The sequence below is a fragment of the Deinococcus sp. Arct2-2 genome (assembly GCF_004801315.1).
Lineage (GTDB): Bacteria > Deinococcota > Deinococci > Deinococcales > Deinococcaceae > Deinococcus.
Genome location: NZ_SSNW01000063.1, coordinates 1 through 18,298 on the forward strand (window position 1 = coordinate 1; position 18,298 = coordinate 18,298).

Genomic DNA, 18,298 nt, shown 5'->3' on the forward strand with positions numbered 1-18,298 from the left:
AAACGAATTGAAACGGTGTTCTCTCAACTCGTTGAAGCTCAGATTCGCTCCGTCCGAACCAAAACCCTGCTTTCACTTCGCTTCCGAGTTGTCCTCGCCGTACTCGCCTACAATCTTACCCAGCCCTAAACGGGGTAAAGAGTCTGTTTTGAGAACAAGTTGAGCAGAAGACACAATTGGGCCGGAACTTCCTTCAAACCCTTGCAAGGCATGAAGGGAATGCCCGGCGAAAGTGACAGAAGGCCCACCAACCCCGCCGTATTCTGAACCCATGAGCAGCCTAAACCGCAAAAGAAACAACCGAACGAGGTGGATTGCAGGCGACGTGCTGTCTTGGGCCTTAGGCGTCACATTGGGTGTGCTGCTGGGCGTCGGCCTGCTGATCGTGCTGCCGCGCACCCTGCCGAAACCCGGCGGCGCAGCAGCCCCCAGCACCGAGGGCACCATCGTAGCCCCCGCCGAAACGCCCCAGGCAGGCAACGAAACCCAGAGCGCCGCCGCCAATGCCGCTATGGGCAACGACAAGAACAGCGCCAGCACAGCGGCGCAGGGCGAAGTGGCCCCCACAGGCGGCACCCGCGACAGCGATATTCAGACCACGCCACAGGCAGGCATGAGCGGCGGCGATCCTGCCTCCAGCGAGTCGACTGACGCCACCCGGCAGGCCGCAACCAATACAGACGGCGGCACGGGCATGAGCGGAAGCACTGACAACGCCGCCAACACAGGCACTTCTGACGCGTCGGGCAGCGGTTCTATGGGCACGGAGACAGCGGGCGCAGCCAATGAGGACAACACCAGTGGCGCAGCTTCCGGCACCGGCACCACCAACACGGGCGCAACCGACGCCAATGACAACGGCGCTCAGACTGCCGCCCAGCAGCGTGCCAACACCGCCGAAGACACCAGCAACACCCAGAACCCCGACGATCAGACGGGAACCAATGCCGGAACCACACAAGGCACCGACCCTGACGAAGCAGCGGCCCGCAACACTGACCCAGCAGGCGATCCCAGCAATGGCCGCGCCGTGTTCGCCTCCAACTGCGCGGGCTGCCACGGAGCCAACGGCGGCGGCAACATCGGCCCTGCTCTGACTACTGCCGATGGCCCCAAGAGCTGGACAATGGCTGAATTCACGTTGACCCTGCGCCAAGGCAAGACGCCTGAGCGCGAGCTGAACGCCACCATGCCCCGCTACAGCGAAACGCAGATCACGGATGAGCAGATCGCAGACTTGCAGGCCTACATCAAAACGCTGAACTGAGGGATTAGAACGCAAGCCGTCGCCTACACGTTGGGGCGGCGGTTTCTTTGTGTCAGTACTCCAAAACGAAAAATCCGCCCTGCTCGGACGGTGATAGGAAAAATATAGCGCGGTATGCAGGGCTTGTCAATTCATGCAGCCGGGTCTGGAAAAGTATGTGTGAGACAGCATTCGTTTTGTTTTTCAGACCAACGAAGCTTGGGAGTTATTCAGAAGCAACACCCTAGAAACGTTGAGATGGAAGGCCAACCCCCCCGTTGCTGACGCAACGCCCCCCCTTAGACTTGAAAAGCTCCGCAGGAGAGGGGAGGACAACAGCTGTTGCGCTCCCCTTGTCTGGTACAGCCCGAAGGGAGGGGGGCTGGCTGCGAACTGGTACAGCTCCGCAGGAGAGCAGACTGGGGGGTTTGCCCTGAGCAGCCGCCCTCGCCCACATTTGATCTGTTCACACTGCGCTACACTCTTCAGTCTATGGCCCGACACGTTCAGCGTAACGGCGGGCAACGGCGAATCCTTCCCTGACGCGGAAGCTGATTCGACACCGAGAAGGAGCGTCCACAATGCATAAAGTAGCCGTAGTAGGCCGACCAAACGTCGGTAAGTCCAGCCTGTTCAATCGCCTGATCGGGCGGCGTGAAGCTGTCGTCGCTGATTTTCCCGGCGTAACGCGGGATGCCAAAGAAGGGCTGATGTTGTACCAGAACCACCGCATTACGCTCATTGATACGGGCGGACTCTGGAGCGGCGACGAGTGGGAAGCCGCGATTCGTGAGAAGGCGGAATGGGCGATGGAAGGCGCTCAGGCCGTGATTTTTGTGCTCGACCCCCGCGAGGGCCTCAGTGCCGCCGACTATGAAGTGGCCGATTGGCTACGCAAACTCGGTAAGCCCGTCATTGCGATGGCGAACAAAATCGACAGCCCCAAGCACGAGGTCTATCTGTCCGAATTGTGGGCGCTGGGTTTTGGCGAACCGATTGCCGTAAGCGCCGAACACGCACGCGGGCTGGACGACCTGATGGACCGGGTCATGACGCACCTGCCCGAAGACGATGAGGACGTATCGGAAATCGCGCCCATCCGCATTAGCCTGATCGGGCGGCCCAACGTGGGCAAATCCAGCCTGCTGAACGCCATGACCCAAACCGAGCGGGCCATTGTGGCCGATCAGCCCGGCACCACCCGCGACAGCCTTGACGTGGAATGGGATTACGGCGGCCAGCGCTTTGTGCTGGTAGACACGGCGGGTATTCGCAAAAAGCCCGACACGGCCATTGAGGATTACGCGATTCAGCGGTCTCAGGTGGCTATTGCCCGCAGCGATCTGATCTGGTTGGTGGTGAACGCAGGCGACTTGGGCGACCACGAACTGAAACTGGCAAACCTCGCCTACGAAAGCGGCAAACCCGTGATCGTAGTGGTGAACAAGTGGGACTTGATTCCCGATGAAGACCTGAAGTTTACCGAAAAAGACTTGGCCCAAAAGCTGCACCACATCAGCTACGCGCCGCGTGTGTACACCAGCGCCATCAACGAGTACGGCATTCACGAGATGTTGGCCGAGGCCATGAAGCTGCATGCCAAGTGGCAATCACGCATTCCGACCAGCGAACTGAACCGCTGGCTGGAAGTCTGGCAGATGCGCCAGAGCGTGCCCAACTTCCACGGCAAGAAGCTGAAGATGTACTTCATGACGCAGGTGGAAACCTCGCCGCCGACCTTTGCCATCTTCTGTAACCGCGCCGATTTCGTGACTCGCTCTTATGAAGGCTACTTGCAAAACCGGATCCGCGAAGATTTGGATTTGGCGGGTATTCCGGTGCGCCTGAAGTGGAAGGAAAAAGGGCCGTACAAGCGGGAGAAAGGCGCGAACAACGACGACTAAAGTCAATTAGACACAGAACGTGGACTTGGGGGCAACCTCAGTCCACGTTTTCCGTGGCCCGCAAGACCGCCTTCACCGCTTCCTCGAGCGTCAGGCGCGTCGTGTCCACCACTCGCCAGCCGTACCGCTCAAACTCCTCTACATTCTGGCCCGCGTGCAGCCAACGAATCACCGGCTCCAGCGTCAGCGGGTCAAAGTGTTTGTTTTGGCGCAGGCGGTTGCGCTCTAAAATCACGTCCAAGTCGGCCCGCAACAGGATTTTGGTGGGCGATTCTAAGAGTGCGAAAGCTGCGGCATCGGCTGGCCCCAGCACATCGTCAATGGCAACAGCAAAACCCGCCTGATGGTAAATCTCAGCCGTCCGGCCCGCACTGTGCCGCGCCAAGTCAAATTGCCGCTGCGTTTCGGGCGTGAATTCGGGTACGGGATGGGCGATACCGGATACGACCCATTCCCGCAAGTCGTCTACAGGTAGATGCAGGCCAAACGGATACTGCTCCATCAGCGCCCGGCAGAGGCTACTTTTTCCGGTTCCGGGGACGCCGGTAATGATGAAAATGGGCACGCTTACTCGTTGTTTTTTTCCTGCATGGCGACCCAATCTTCATAGGCCAGCGCGGGCAGCAGCGCAAAGCTGCCCACAAACAGGGTGGCGAGGGCGGCGGGCACGCGCACGGGCGTTTTGCCGTTCAGCACAAGGTAAAGTGCCCCCAGCGTACTCACCGCGCCGATGTCCATAAACATGATCCGGGCAAAGGAACTCTGCTTGAGGGTGGCGCGGGTGCCGAGTTCGCCGCTGCGTTTGCGCCCCACAATTGCAGTCAGCACTAGCATGGCAAACAGGCTGCCGTACAGTTTCAGGCGTTCTGGGCCGGGGCTGCGGTACTTCTCGGCGGCGGCACTCACGGAGTCGGAAAAGGGCATGGCTGAGCGTACCTGTTTTGGCCGCTGCCGACCTCAACATCCTCAACACTCCAACTCTATTTAGATCAACCCTGCCCCAGCAAATGCTGAGAGCGCACACATCCGGCCTGTCAGCAATCCTTCTAGGCTGAGGCATGCAACCTTCCACAGTTCGGCCTTCTGCCGCGCAGCACGTCATTCGCTGGATGTTGGGCGGCCTCGTGGTCTTCAGCCTCGCCGCGTGCAGCCCTGCTGGGGGCAACGACGACGATAACGATTCGGGCACGGTTATAGAGCAGAGTCAGGACAACGACGACGAAGGCAACGATGACTAAAGTTGGGCTGGGGGCGGGCTTGGCTGCGGCGCTGACACTGCTGCTGGCTTCTGCACAGGCCCAGACCGCGCCTGCCGTGAAGCTGACCCCGTTCGTGAGTGGGCTGGAACAGGTGACGGCCCTCACGCACGCGGGCGACGGCACGAACCGCCTGTATGTGGCGCAGCAAGACGGACGCATCCGGATTATTGCGGGTGGGAAAGTCCAGCCGAACGTGTTTCTGGACTTACAAAAGCGTACCAGTGCGGGCGGAGAACGGGGACTTTTGGGCTTGGCGTTCGATCCGGCTTACAAGACCAACCGCCGCGTGTACGTGCATTACACCGACCTGAACGGCGATACGGTACTGGCCCGCTACACCGCCACCGCCGACTTTTCGCGGGCAGACCCGGCCAGCGCCCGCACACTGTTTACGGCCAAGCAACCCTATGCCAACCACAACGGCGGGCAACTGGCGTTCGGCCCCGACAAGTTCCTGTATCTGGGCTTAGGCGACGGCGGGAGCGGCGGCGATCCTCTGAACAAGGGGCAAGATTTGACCTCACCGCTGGGCAAAATTCTGCGGTTCGACGTGCGTGGAGATACCGCCAAGCCTGCCCCCGGCAACCCGTTTGTCAGCCGCAGCGGAGCCAATCCGTACATCTGGGCGTATGGTCTGCGGAACCCTTGGCGCTTCAGCTTTGACCGCGTTTCGGGCGACCTGATCATTGCCGACGTGGGCCAGAACGAGCAGGAAGAAGTAAACCGCCAGCCCCGCGCCAGCAAGGGCGGCGAGAATTACGGCTGGAAAATCCGCGAAGGCGCGCAGTGTTACGAGCCGTCTAGCAACTGCACCAGCGCCAATTTGAAGCCCCCAGTGTTGGTCTATGGCCGCAATGAGGGCCAGAGCATCACGGGCGGCTACGTGTACCGGGGCAGCGCCATTCCCGCGCTGAAGGGCCAGTATGTGTTTGCCGACTTTGCCACCGGGAACCTGTGGGCCGCCCCCGCCAGCGGCTCTAGCTGGAAGAAAGCGCAGATTGGGCGAGTGGGCAGCCCGAGCACCTTTGGCGAAGATGAGCGCGGGGAACTGTATGTAGCGGAGTACGGAAGCGGGCGAATCTTGAAGTTCAGCAAGTAAAGTGCGCCCAATAGAAATGGCCCCGACTCTAAGATGTCGGGGCCATTTCTTGCGCCTATATCGTTTTTAACCGCACTTGCTGTAGCCGCACGCCTGACATTTCAGGCAACCCTCTTCGCGGATCACGGCTCTCTCCTCGCACACGGGGCAGCGTTCGCGGCTCATGCTATCCATGCCTGCCACGCTGACCCCCGCAGGAGATACAGACGGCGTATCAGTGCTGCCCCCAGCCAGCGGCGGCAAGGCTCCGGCGTCCATATCTTTTTGGAAGGTTTCCAGCGCCACCGCGATCAGGTCGGCTTTGCTGCCCACCAAGCGCCCGTTGTAGCTGCCGTACAGCCCACCGTTCAGGCCGCGCAGGGTCTTGATGATGGCCTGTGCAGGAACGCCGTGCTGAAGGGCAATGCTGACCACGCGGCCCAAGGCTTCGGAGTCGGCGTTGGCCTCGTCGCCTGCCCGCCCGCTGATGACCATGACTTCTACAGGTTTGCCACGCAAATGGTTGACCGTGACCAGAAAGCTTCGGCGGTGGCCGCTGGTGGGATCGGTCAGCTTGACCATATCGGTGATGCCCTGCAAGCGGGCGGGGCGCTCGTAGACGGGGGCGGTAGAGGCAGCGGCGCGGGGGGCGGGTTGCGGTGCGGGAGCAGGAACGGTCACGGGTTCGGCCTTCAGGCTCTCCCCCATCACGTCAGCAGCCTGTACGGTGGCGGGTTGCTCTGCTGGCGCTTCGGCGGCCTCGTCCGCCTTCTTCTCCTTGGTCTTGCTGGTACTCAGCACCTGAAACTGGCGCGAGCCGTCGCGGTACACGGTGATGCCCTTGCAACCCGTGCGGTAGGCCTCGCTGTAGGCGTCCTGCACGTCCTGCACAGTTGCGCCGTTGGGCAGATTTATTGTCTTGGACAAACTGTTGGCCGCGTATCCTTCGGCGTCGAAGGCCACCTGCACCGTGCCCTGCATCCGCACATGGTCGGCAGGCGCGATGTCGTGGGCACACACGAACACTTGCTGCAAGGCGTCGGGAATGAAGGCCAAGCCCACCACGCTGCCGTGGTTTTCGGACACAGCTTCGGTCACCTTGTCCCAGTTCCAGCCGCCCTTGCCGTCGTCCATGTTGGCGGCGGGCGGGTAGGTTTCCAGCAACTCTACGAACAGCGGGGCAAGGAGGGCGCGGTATTCACTGCCAATTTTGCGCCAGATGAACGGGCTGAACACAGGTTCGATGCCGCTAGAGACGCCCATGAGCATGCTGGTGGTGCCTGTCGGGGCAACCGTCAGCACCGCCACGTTACGCCGGGGTGCGTGCGGCATCTTGTCGGCGTTGCGGGTATAGACCGGGTACACGCCGCGCTCTGCACCGAGGCGTTCGCTTTCGGCAATCGCTTCTTCCCGCAGTGCCCCCATAATTTCGGCAATGGCCTGCCGCCCGGCGTCGTTGTCGTAGCGAAGGCCCAGCTTGATCAGGGCGTCGGCCAGTCCCATCACGCCCAGACCGAGGCGGCGCAGGTCTTGCGAGGCAATCCGGTTGTCTTCCAGCGCAAACACGTTCACGTCCAACACATCGTCAAGGAAACGAACGCAAGTGCGGACATCGGCGCGGAAGCCAGCAAAGTCGAAGGTGCTGCCCGTAACATAGGCGGCCAGATTGATAGCTCCGAGATCACAGGGTTCTCCGACGGTGAGGGGGATTTCGCCGCACGGGTTCGTGCTCCGAATCTGATAGCGCTCGCCCAAGTCCTTCAGGGCGCTGTATTCGTTGACGCGATCAGCAAAAATCAGGCCGGGTTCGCCCGTACTCCATGCATGCTGGGCAATCTGATCCCATAGCCAGCGGGCGGGAATGCCCGTGCCGGAATTGGCGGTTTGATACACAGGCACGCCGCGTGCGCCATCGTCTTCACGGTCGGGCAGGGGAGACAATGTGCCGTCATACGCCCCGGCTTGCGGCATCAGCGCGTATTTGCCGGGTACGTCCTGCGCGGCAATGGGCCATACGGCGTCGGTCTGCAAGGCGTTCCAGAACTTCTCGCCCACCAGAATCGAGATGTTGAAGGTAGAAATATCGCCCTCGGCAGCCTCACGGTCAAGGCCTTTGGCGGTCAGAAAATCCAGCACGTCGGGGTGGTCTATGGAGATGGTCGCCATCCCTGCGCCACGTCGCGTGTTGTGGGTCACGAGGCCGCCCGCGAGGTAGGTGTGATTTTCGTCCACTGAAATATCCAGCGTCAGGATTCGGCCACCGGGAGTAATTTCCTTGACCTGCACGTAGTATTCGTCTTGCTCGAAGGTAGGCAGGGCTGCCGCGATCTGGGGATTTTGGGCCAGTGCGCTGTAGCCCGTCCCCGTCAGACCCCGCTCGCCCCGGATGTAGCGCGACAGGGTTTTGCGGGTTTCCGTGAAGGGCGACGGCGCACCCTTGCGGCCCGCAGGCAATCCGGCATGCACGGCCCCCAGCAGGCCCGCCGCGTGGGGCAACGGCCACGCCGATTCACGCGCCAAGTCGGGTTGAAAGTCTTGCAGCGCCTTAAAGCGCGATCCCGGCAGCCAGCCCACGCGCTCGCGGTAGCGTTCCAGTCCCGCCGCGCTGACCACATTCAGACGGTAATGTTCACGCTGCGAATACCGGTCTTCGCGGGCCTCGTAGCGCACCACTTGGGCCGGGATGCCCAAGCCGCCCAGCAACACCAACACGTCTTGGGCAAAGTCCGCCGAAGCACACGACAGTTGCGGGTAGCCGTGCAGCAGCGTGCCGTCGGCCTCGAACAGCCCGCGCAGGAAAGCTCCGAGGACAGGGCGCGGAGCCTGACGCACCGCACGCGGCACTTCCAAATTCAGCGTTTTGCCCTTCAGCAAGCCGTTGCGGGTCAGCCAGTCCACCAACGCCGCCGAACGGGTCACAAAAACTACGCTCTTGTCGTTCTCTTTTTGCTCTTGCCGGAGTTCCAGCCCGAACAGATCACGAAACAGGCGCGGGGTTTCTTCCATCATGGCCGAGCCGTGCGCCACCGAAAAGCCGAGGCGCTGGCCGCTGACAAAGCCGTCTCCCCACAGGTAGCCCAACCAGAAGGCCAGTTCTTCGGTGAGGGTGTCGGGCGTCTGCACGGGCTTGGCGTTGGGGTGCAGCGTACCTACTGGCTCCAGCAGCACGGGCGCTCCGGTGTGCTGATCGAGGACTTGAATGGCCCAGTCGCCTGCCTGCACTTCGTCTAGGCGCACCCACTCGCGCTCGCCGCTCTCGCGCAGGACCTTCAGCTTGTGGTTGGGCGTGCCCTGCACCGTCAAGCCGTTTTGCAATTGCACACGCAACGTCTCGGCCAGTCCGTTATTAAACCCTTCGGGGCTGTGCTTCCAGCCCGCGTCGGTGGCGACTTCCAGCGCGTGGGCCTGATGCCCGAAGCTGCGAGGATCCACAAGTTCGCGCAGGCGCAGAGTGCCGCTGCTGGTATTCACCAAGGTATCGGGATGCAGGCAGCCGCCTTGCCTTACCACCCGCAACACGGGCGAATACACGAAGCGCAGCGTATTCACTGGCCCGCTGTGCTCAGCCCCCCGGTTGGCCCACTCCAGAAAATTGTCGAAAATTTCCATCAGGAAGCTGACGGGGCCAGACGAAGTGCCGCCTGAACCCTTGATCGGCGCACCCTCAGCCCGCATCTCCGACAGGTCGATGCGCGGCTCCAGCCCCAGCTTGGCATCCTCGGCCACCTTCCTTGCCGCGTCGGTAATGCCGCCCATATCGTCGGGGACGGCTTGCACGCCTTCGGGGAGCGCCCGCACGATCTGCACTCCGTTTTGGCGGGCCTGCACCACCAGTTCCGGCGGGACGCTCTGCCCATACACCACCCGCGTCCAGTTACGAATCGCCACCGGTTGCTTGTCGCCGTCCGGCTGCGTGGGCGGGCGCATCAGCCCCTCTATAAAGTCGGTCACGTCGGCGTGCGCAGCGCTCATGTAGGCCCACCCACGCACGCCCGCGTCAGGGCGGCTGCCTTCTGCGCGGGGCAGGTACACATCCAGATTCACGCCGTTGCCGCCGCCCACTTTGGTCACGAGGGCCAGCTTTTTGGCGACTTCCATCACGCCTTCAAAGCTGGCGGGATCGTGGGCCGTCGCCCCCTGCACGAAGCAGTTACCCGTCAGCACGCCGCCCTGAATCACGAAGGTATGGGTTTCGGGTTCGTCGCAGCAAAACACTTCTTCGGTGCGGCCCGTGGGTTCGACGGCCACCACCTGAACGCTTGCATTGCGTGGCTGGGTCTGCCCTTCAAAGGATCGCTCGAAGCGTTCGCGCTGATCAGCCCGGATAAAGTCAGCGGGCTGCAACGTTTGCTTGATCAGCCGTAGCGCGTAAGCGGGTTTGCCCCCGTACCCGCCCTCGGCATGACGGAAGAGCCGCACGCTGGACGCCTTGACGCCGAACCGCACCAGTTGGCAGGCCAAACGCCCCAGTTCTCCGGCGTCGGACTGGTAGATGGCGGCGCTGCCCCGGTCATCCAAACCGCCGTCAGTCGCCAGCAGGCCACTGAAAAAACCGTACCAGTAGCTGTCGCTGCACAGTTCGTCAGGCAACTCCTTCAGTGCGCCGCGCATGCCCTGCGCCACCGTCACTTCCCGGCCCGAATACACGGCGTCATGGACGCGGTGCTCAGAGAAATGGTGTGCCAGCGTGCGCTTTTGCCCAAACAGTTGCACATGATGGGTGTGTCCGTTGGTGTTTTTGGAGCCGTCGCCATACACCACACCATGCTGAATGCCTGCCTGATAGTCCTCGTTACGCTCGGGGCGGCGCTGACTGGGGATGATGGGCAAATACCGGCCTACCAACTCCAGCGTCGTGACTTTTTGATACTGTCCCCGCCGCTGTTTGCCCACAGGCCATTCATGTCCAGCAGTCGCTTCCAGCGTCTCGCCGTTATCGAGCAGCACGCGGTAAAGGGCTTGGCGTCCATAGCTGCGGAACACGGCTGGGCGGTACACCCCACCCCGCGACAACACTTCCACGCTGCCGCTCAGATCACCGATGCGGCGCTGGCCTTCGCGGGTTTCCACCAAGGTATCGGCCTGAAGACAGTTCAGAACGTTCCCGTGTTGAGTTCCCGCCCCTGCCAACACGCGCCCACCGGGGCAGAATTTCTTTTCCGCCATCAGGTCGAAGTACTGCTGTGCCCACTCCTGCCGCATTTCCGGCGCTTCGGCCCCCGCCACCCAGTTCGCAATTCGCCGGAACATGCCCGCGATGTCGCCGTCGCCGGGTTGCAGATACTGGCGCTTGGCGATGTGCTGGGCGTTGTCGTCGAAGGTGCTGAGGGCAGACAGGGGCAGGCTGGTCATGGTGGGAACTCCTTGGGAGAACGGGCAAATTAGAGGCAGACGGGAAGCCACGGAAGACCAGTTCCCCACAAACAGGAGTGAAGTCGGTCTTCTTTTCTGGCTCTTCTAAAAATAAACTTGTTGTTAATTGTACGCCCAGAACCAAATCAGGTACAACAGGTTGTGTGCTTCTGACTCTTTAGATACAAGATGCGGCCCCACTCCCAGAAGCAGGAAGGGGCCGGGGGAGTTGCGCTAGAGCCGCAGCAGCCTTCAGCGCAGGCGGGTCAGAGGGGTCTAGACATCCAGCCGGATCAGGAAGCGTCCGCAGGAGGGGCACTTGACGGGCGGCAATTTGCCTAACGCTGCTTTCTGCTGCACGTTCACGGGCAAATTCACATTACATCCGCTGCAACTGCCGTTCTTGATTTCCACGACCCCCAGACCCTTTTTGGCCTTGCGGATCATGTCGTACTCCTTCACGGTGCGGGCATCCAAGTTGGCCACCAGTTCGGCACGTTCGGCGCGTGCGCCTTCGCCCTGATCGCGCAGAGCCTGCACCCGCGCCTCGTCTTCGGTTTCCAGTGCGCCGAGGCTGGGGCGCAGGGCGCGGTGTTCGGCCCGCAGTGCGGCGGCCTTTTCGCCCAGTTCACGCTGCTGCTCGCGCAGGGGCAACAGGTCTTCTTCCATCTCCTCGGCCCGCTCACCCAACATCTGAATACGGCTGCCGTACTGAGATTGGGCGCGGGCGTCGAAGGCGTTCTTGTCAAGCTCGTCTTGGGCGCGGGCCATCTGCTCACGGGTTCCGGCGAGGTCTAGCTCTTGCTGGCGCACCTTTTTGTCGGTGGCCTCGAGGGTAATTTCGGTGTCTTCGAGAAGGTTGTTCAGGCGTTCTTGCTCGGCGCGGGCGCTCCGGAGGGCGTCTGGAATGTTGCCTTCCTCGGCACGCAGGCGGTCTAAGTCCAGATCGAGATGCTGAACGCGGTGCAGGCGTGAAAGGGGTCCGGTATCGCTCATCAAGGCCAGTCTACCCCCGAACGGACCGGACACCCCCGCCGCCGCCGAAAGGCCAGAGCCGGTCAAATGCCACTTTATGCCGTGCCATACAGTTGCAACCCCTATTCTATACCGGACACGCGGCGCAGGCTCAGGCTTCCTTAACCCACCCACGCCCTTCACCTGTCCCGCTTCTGAAGGTGACGTGCAAGCCAACTGGCCCCTTGTTGCGGCACAATAGACGGCATGACCGACTCGCGCTCTTTGGCCTCTGCTCCCCGCCCGGATCCCCGCCCGGACAATCGGCCCGATTTGCAACTGGTATCGCTGCACACCGTTCGCGGCGACCCGCATGTGCGGCTGGCAGGGGCCCTGGCGGCCCTGGAAGGCGCAGATTGGGGCCTGCTGCTGGGCGGAGACGCGGCGCTGGCGCGGCAACTGGCGGCCATGCTGGGCGGCGGAACCTTGCGTGTAGACAGCCGCCTGAGCGTAAACCGTGACGCTTTGGCCGGGGCAGGCTTGGCCGTCGCCTCGCTGGACGCCGACTGGAACGGAGCGCGGGCCGTGTGGCTGATGGAACCCGACGCCCGCACACTGGAACGGGCAGCGCGGGCAGGCGTGCGCGTCATTGTGGACGCTACCCTTGCCCCCGGTGGCGGCTGGCCCACACGCGGGGCCGATCTGGTGGTGTACCGCGACGGCGTGACGCTGACCGGACACGCGGGCGACACGTTGGCTGTCCTGTTCGGCACGGGCCGCGCCCCCACCGCCGCCGCTCCCGCCCCCGCCGACCTCACGGTGGCCCTCGCTCTGCGCGATGTAGCCACCCTGCCCCTCCGGTTGGCCCGCGCCGCCCGCACCACCTTGCAACTGGCCGAACGTTTGGGAGGCACGGCGCTAGAGGCTGGCCCCACCGCCCTGCTGCTGGCTCCCGACGCCGCCGCCGACACCTATTCGGCCCCCGGTGGAGTGATGGCCGCCGCCCGCAGCGTTCCCGCCGGAGTGCTGCTGACACCGGGACTGCAAGACCTGAACGCCGTGTTGGCCCTTCTCAGAACAGAAACCGAGCAACCCGGCAACCCTTCACCCCGAGTTGACGAGCAGTGGAACGCCGCAGAGGACAGGAATCCCGCGCCTGTTGCCGCCCAACCCGAAGCCCGTGAGCCAGAGCCTCAAGACGCGCCTCCCACTGAACAGGGTGAACCGGGCCAACGCGACCCGGAGCAGCGAACCTTTGGGCAACGGGACGGACAGCGCGAGTTTGGGCAGCAAGGCGGCCAACGCCGGGGCAGGCAGGACGGCAGACGCGACGACGGACGGCGCGGCGAGCGCAACAGCCGCTTCGAACGCCCCCGGACAGATCAGCCGCGCCCGGATCAAGCCAGAGCAGACCAAGCCCGCGTAGATCAACCCCGCCCCGACAGCGACGCGCCGCCCGAACGCTTTACCTTCGATGCACCGGACAACGGGTACACCGACAACCAGCCGGAAACCGCCCCTACTCAGGCTGCCGCGCCTGCTGTCGCCCCCACCATCAACCCGCCTGCGCCCACTTTCGCCGTGCCTTCTCCCGCGCACGATGAGGTCTGGGAGCCGGAAATCGTGTTCAGCGACACGCCCAAGCCGGACGCCCTGACCGACGCCGTGCATAGGCAATCGGAGAAGGAACGCAGCGAGGAGTTGCCCGAGCCCGAAGAAGCTGCTGTGGATACCGTGCAGGCTGAAGCGCAAGCAGAACAAGGCAGCGAGGAAGCAGGGGCAGACGCGGACAGCTCTTTTGCAGAGGCGCTGGCTCAGTTTGAACAGACCGAGGCCGGGCAAGAGCAGCTTGAGCAGGCGGGGGTTGAGCAAGCACAGGCTGCCGCGCCCATCATCCTCACGCCGGATTTGCCCCCTACGCCGCCTGCCACGCAAGGCACCGACGCCGAGCGCCCCGACCCCACCGCTAACCTGACGCCCGAACAGGCCGCCATCTACGCCCGCCTGCGCGACTGGCGCAACGCCGAAGCCAAGCGCCAAGACATGAGCCGCTTTATTATTGCCAGCAACGCCACCATTGCCGAAATCGCCCGCCGCGTGCCGTATACCGCCGCTGACCTGAAAGCCGTGCGCGGCATGGGGCCGGAGCGCTTGCGGAAGTACGGCGAGAAGATTTTGGAAGTAGTCAGGGGGTAAGGAGAGGAACGTAGTGGGTGGATCGTGGAACGTGGGAAAGGCGCAGGTCGGCAGGAAGATCAGGGTTTTTGGTTCTGAAGTTTGGGAACAACCTTAGAGATTCATTTTACATCTCCACGATCCACGATCCACCCCCAGCGCATCAACGCCTTACCACACCCACACTGAACCCAGTTCATTGCCTTCGTTCAGCATTTGGTCTAAAACACTGAACGTGCCTGCCCGCTTGCTGCCGCTGCTCTCCGACCTTCCTCAATCGGGGGAAGCGTTGGGGGCGCGGCTGGGCGTAGGGCGCGTCACAGTAAACACGCTGGCGCGGCGACTGGAAGAGGACGGCGTGCCAGTCGTTATTTCTCGAGAGGGTTACGCACTGGCGGCGGGAACCCCTGCGCCCGCGTTGGTGGCCCCCCTGCTGACCACCCGCACCTTCGGGCAAGCCCTGCGCTACGCCGGAACCGTGACCAGCACGCAAGACGTAGCCCGCGCTTGGGCCGACGCCGCCCCAGCCCCACACGGCGCAGTCGTGGTGGCCGAACGCCAGAGCGCGGGCCGGGGCAGGCGCGGGCGGGTCTGGGACACCACGCACGGCACGCTTGTCTTCAGTGTGCTGCTGCACGGCCTGACCTTGCCCGAACTGGCACTGATTCCGTTGGCAGCAGGGGTGGCGGTGCAGGCGGCTTCTCAGGTTGGGGGTCTGCCGTGTGGTCTGAAATGGCCCAACGATCTGCTCGCACTGGATGGCCGCAAACTGGCCGGAATCCTCCTCGAAGCCGACCTGCGCGGCGAGGACGTGCGGCGGGCGGTGCTGGGCATCGGCATCAATGTGTCTGCCGCACCGGAAGGGGCCGCTTGCCTCACCGAATGGAGGCCCGACCTGACCCGCGCCCGCCTGCTGGCCGACCTGTTGGCGGCGCTAGAACACTGGCTGGCACAACCACCCGCACAGATTTTGGCGGCGTGGCGGCAAGCCAGCGTGACTTTAGGCCAGCCCGTGCAGGTGCAGACGCCGCGTGGCCCGGTGGCTGGCACGGCGCTGGACATAGACGCGCAGGGCAGCTTGCTAGTGCAGGTGTCCGGTGGCGAAGTCATCACGATCAGCGCGGGCGATGTGCAACTCGTCGGGCAACTTGGCGGGCAACTGGCCGTGCCCACTCCGATACCCGGTTAAGATTCACCTACACCCCAATTCAGCCTCTCTCAGATTCACAGGAGTCCTTATGACGCACACTGCACCCGTTTTTCCCACGTTGGCCCAAACCCTCGCGCCTAGCCGCTCCATTACCCGTGATATCGCCCTGATCGTGGGCGGCGCGGCCTTCGTGGGCCTACTTGCCCAAGTCGAAATTCCGCTTCAGCCTGTGCCCCTCACCCTTCAAACGCTGGGCGTGCTGCTGGTAGGCGCGGCACTGGGCTGGAAACGGGCTTTTGCGGCGCTGGCGCTGTACGTGGTAGCCGGAGCGGTGGGCCTGCCCATGTTTGCCGGAGGCAGCGCGGGCCTGTATGCCCCCACGGGCAAGCTGCGGGCCAGCTTAGGCTACCTGCTCAGCTATCCTTTTGCCGCTGCGCTGGTGGGCGTGTTGGTGCAGCGTTACGCCTTAGACCGCAAGTTCCTCGGCACTTGCCTTGCCATGTTGGCGGGTAGCGTCGTTATTTACGCTTTTGGTCTCCCCGGACTTGGCATTCTCACCGGACTCAAGGGAAATGCTCTGTTCACGGCGGGCCTCACCCCTTTTCTGATCGGTGACACCCTCAAGCTGCTGCTGGCCGCGCTGCTGTTGCCTGCGGCTTGGGCATTTGTAGGACGCAAAAGCTAAAGGCTCTGGGTCATAGCATTGGGTCATGGCTCTGGGTCATGAGGTTCGGCCCGTAAAATCACCAACAAAAAGCCCCCGCCTCAACATTGCAGGCGGGGGCGTCTCGCGCCGGGTTGTCGATGCCTTCCGTGTTGGGGATTGCCCCGGCGCGAGCATGGGTACAGCTTATACGGGATTAAACTGAGTACCGACTATGAGACCTGCCTCGCTCTTCCCGCATCAGACGTCCGACGAGTTGGAGTTCGCCTATCGCCAGTCCGAGCGGCCAGTGGAGCGATCCCGTTGGCACATCTTGTGGCTCAGAAGCAAAGGACTGACGATTCCAGAGATCAAAGCGGTCACGAGTTTTTCGCGCAGCACGATCAGCACGTTGATTCGGGCGTACAACGAAGATGGGCCAGCGGTGGTGGTGGACAAACGCCGTTGGAACAAATCGGCTCCTGCACTCAGTGTGGAACAACAAGAGGTGTTGTTTGGTGTGCTCCAGAAGCCACCCGAAACGGGTGGCTTCTGGACGAGCCAGAACGTGCAAGCCTACGTCCACGAGCAGTTCAAAGTCGAGATGACGTCCGTGTGTGCTTGGGGGTATTTGAGAAAACTCGGATTTACGGTGCAAACGCCCCGTCCAACTCATGTTCAGGCGGCCACGCCCGAGGGACAGGCGATCTGGATCAAAAAGTCGAAGCGGCCCTGAGAACTGCACGTGCCGCGTACCCGGAGAAGCAGGTCCGGCTGTGGGTGCAGGATGAAGGGCGCTTTGGTCTGAAACCCGTGCTGAAGCGCCTCTGGGCGCTTCGAGGTCAGTGACCGGTCATCGCCCAGCGCCGTCGATATCAATGGCTCTATACCTACATTTTTGTCGAACCCCTCACGGGACAGAGTGATTTCCTGATCCTTCCCAGTGTCAGCGTTCCTCTGATGCAAGTCGCGCTGGACGAGTTCAGCCGGGCTGTCGATCCATACCAGCAGCAACTCATCGTCCTCTTGCTCGACCAGGCTGGTTGGCACACCAGCCAGAAACTCCAGGTGCCCGCCAATCTGTTCTTGCTCCCGTTTCCGGCGTATACGCCGGAACTGTCCCCCGCTGAACCGATGGTGACCAAGCTCAAACTGCCTATCGCCAACCAGACCCTCAACACCCTTCAAGAGGTGGAGGACTTGATCGCTGCAGAGTGTGTCCGGCTCCAGCACAACCCACAAGAAGTCAAATCGCTCACCCTCTTCCCGTGGATCAAACATGTTCTGGACTCATTTTAATTTGGTATTAGGCGGCGGCCCCCGCCCCGCGCATCCGTCAAAAGGCGGAGACGCTCCAGCAAAAACGCCCCCACTCGGAAAGAGCAGAGGCGGGGGCCAACGCTTACTTTTACTCGGCTACAGCGGCAACAGTGGCGACGCTGGCTACTTCTGCGCCACCGTTTTTGATGGCGGCCATCACGCGGGCGCGGATTTCTTCTTCCATTTCGGGGCGCTCGGAGATGTAGGCGATGGCTTTTTCCTTGCCCTGCCCGATGCGTTCCTCACCGTAGGAATAGAAGCTGCCTGCTTTCTTGATGATGTCCATGTCGGCGGCGAGACCCACCAGATCGGCCACTTGGTCAAAGCCCTTGCCGTATACGAGGGCCAGTTCCACTTCCTTGAAGGGCGCGGCGACCTTGTTCTTCACAGTCTTGATCTTCACCGTGTTGGCAACCGCGTCGTTGCCGACCTTGATGGGCTGGCCGATTTTGCGGACATCGAGGCGCACCGAGGAATAGAACTTCAGGGCGCGGCCCCCGGTGGTGGTTTCGGGGTTGCCGTACATCACGCCAATCTTTTCGCGGACTTGGTTGATGAAAATGGCGGCGGTGCCGGTCTTGCTGAGGATGGCCGTCAGTTTACGGAGCGCCTGCGACATCAGGCGGGCCTGCAAACCGGGCAGGCTGTCGCCCATATCACCCTCGATTTCGGCGCGGGGCGTCAGGGCGGCCACGGAGTCCACCACAACAACGTCAATTGCGCCGCTGCGAACCAAGAGTTCCATGATTTCCAGCGCCTGCTCGCCGTTATCGGGCTGAGACACCAAGAGTTCGTCGGTATTCACGCCCAGCGCACGGGCATACACGGGATCAAGTGCGTGCTCGGCGTCAATAAAGGCGCAGGTGCCGCCCGCCTTCTGGGCCTGAGCCAAGATGCTGAGGGCCAGCGTAGTCTTGCCGCCCGACTCGGGGCCGTAGATTTCGGTGACGCGGCCACGCGGAATACCGCCCACGCCGAGGGCCAAGTCAAGGCTCAGGCTGCCCGTGCTGATGGTCTGAATATCCAGCTTGGTTTCCGCGCCCAGCTTCATGATGCTGCCTTTACCAAACGTCTTTTCAATTTGGGTCATGGCGTTCTCGATGGCTTTGGCACGCTCTTTGGCATCGTTGGGGAGGTGCAAAACGGTGTCTTTGTTGCTGTCCTTGCTCATGGTGTACTCCTTGGGGGGGTATTGCGGCCTGTGTGGGCGCGGGCGG

The 18,298-nt window shown here is 62.4% G+C and carries 14 protein-coding genes and 1 pseudogene; 10 read left to right on the forward strand and 5 right to left on the reverse strand.

From position 1 onward, the window contains the following. From E7T06_RS19795 to der, 3 genes and pseudogenes are all read left to right on the forward strand, one after another. Positions 1-129 (forward strand): annotated as a pseudogene (locus E7T06_RS19795) (IS982 family transposase); the annotation flags it as partial. A gap of 142 nt (positions 130-271) precedes the next feature. Further along, the gene (locus tag E7T06_RS19800) at positions 272-1,267 is read left to right on the forward strand and encodes a c-type cytochrome (protein WP_136367488.1); all 996 of its coding nucleotides are present in this window, start codon (positions 272-274) and stop codon (positions 1,265-1,267) included. 560 nt (positions 1,268-1,827) lie between these two features. Continuing rightward, positions 1,828-3,150, forward strand: a complete 1,323-nt coding sequence (der, locus tag E7T06_RS19805; protein WP_136367489.1) for a ribosome biogenesis GTPase Der — start codon at positions 1,828-1,830, stop codon at positions 3,148-3,150. A 37-nt stretch (positions 3,151-3,187) separates the two neighbouring features. Here der and E7T06_RS19810 read toward each other — a convergent pair whose 3' ends face one another. Then, a complete protein-coding gene (locus E7T06_RS19810) occupies positions 3,188-3,715 on the reverse strand; it encodes an AAA family ATPase (RefSeq protein ID WP_136367490.1) in 528 nt (175 codons plus the stop codon). A gap of 2 nt (positions 3,716-3,717) precedes the next feature. After that, positions 3,718-4,074 (reverse strand): hypothetical protein, encoded by a 357-nt coding sequence (locus tag E7T06_RS19815; protein ID WP_136367491.1) that lies wholly within the window; start codon positions 4,072-4,074, stop codon positions 3,718-3,720. Between the two features lie 134 nt (positions 4,075-4,208). On the opposite strand from E7T06_RS19815, the gene E7T06_RS19820 reads away from it, so the two are divergent. Beyond that, entirely contained in the window at positions 4,209-4,388 is a 180-nt protein-coding gene (locus E7T06_RS19820) for a hypothetical protein (RefSeq protein ID WP_136367492.1), read from the forward strand. Then, positions 4,381-5,508: a PQQ-dependent sugar dehydrogenase gene (locus E7T06_RS19825; RefSeq protein WP_136367493.1), complete on the forward strand. Its 1,128-nt coding sequence runs from the start codon at positions 4,381-4,383 to the stop codon at positions 5,506-5,508. Before E7T06_RS19820 ends, E7T06_RS19825 begins: the two co-directional genes overlap by 8 nt. A 66-nt stretch (positions 5,509-5,574) precedes the next feature. On the opposite strand, the gene E7T06_RS21985 is transcribed toward E7T06_RS19825, so the two are convergent. Then, entirely contained in the window at positions 5,575-10,839 is a 5,265-nt protein-coding gene (locus E7T06_RS21985) for an adenosylcobalamin-dependent ribonucleoside-diphosphate reductase (protein WP_240741192.1), read from the reverse strand. Between the two features lie 276 nt (positions 10,840-11,115). After that, positions 11,116-11,835 carry a zinc ribbon domain-containing protein gene (locus E7T06_RS19840; protein WP_136367494.1) on the reverse strand — a complete coding sequence of 240 codons (720 nt, stop codon included), beginning with the start codon at positions 11,833-11,835 and terminating at the stop codon, positions 11,116-11,118. A 225-nt stretch (positions 11,836-12,060) separates the two neighbouring features. Between E7T06_RS19840 and E7T06_RS19845 the strand changes: the two genes are divergently transcribed. The 5 genes from E7T06_RS19845 (at position 12,061) to E7T06_RS19865 (ending at position 17,060) form a co-directional block, all read left to right on the forward strand. Further along, on the forward strand, positions 12,061-13,989 hold the full coding sequence (locus E7T06_RS19845; protein WP_136367495.1) for an HRDC domain-containing protein: 1,929 nt from the start codon (positions 12,061-12,063) through the stop codon (positions 13,987-13,989). A gap of 178 nt (positions 13,990-14,167) precedes the next feature. Next, positions 14,168-15,157, forward strand: a complete 990-nt coding sequence (locus E7T06_RS19850; protein ID WP_136367496.1) for a biotin--[acetyl-CoA-carboxylase] ligase — start codon at positions 14,168-14,170, stop codon at positions 15,155-15,157. 49 nt (positions 15,158-15,206) lie between these two features. After that, positions 15,207-15,803: a biotin transporter BioY gene (locus E7T06_RS19855; protein WP_136367497.1), complete on the forward strand. Its 597-nt coding sequence runs from the start codon at positions 15,207-15,209 to the stop codon at positions 15,801-15,803. Between the two features lie 193 nt (positions 15,804-15,996). Next, positions 15,997-16,497, forward strand: coding sequence for a winged helix-turn-helix domain-containing protein (locus E7T06_RS19860; RefSeq protein WP_136367498.1), 501 nt, complete (start codon positions 15,997-15,999; stop codon positions 16,495-16,497). Between the two features lie 224 nt (positions 16,498-16,721). Continuing rightward, on the forward strand, positions 16,722-17,060 hold the full coding sequence (locus E7T06_RS19865; protein WP_136367499.1) for a transposase: 339 nt from the start codon (positions 16,722-16,724) through the stop codon (positions 17,058-17,060). Positions 17,061-17,169: 109 nt separating this feature from the next. On the opposite strand, the gene recA is transcribed toward E7T06_RS19865, so the two are convergent. Then, on the reverse strand, positions 17,170-18,252 hold the full coding sequence (gene recA, locus E7T06_RS19870; protein ID WP_136367500.1) for a recombinase RecA: 1,083 nt from the start codon (positions 18,250-18,252) through the stop codon (positions 17,170-17,172). Between the last annotated feature and the right edge of the window lie 46 nt (positions 18,253-18,298).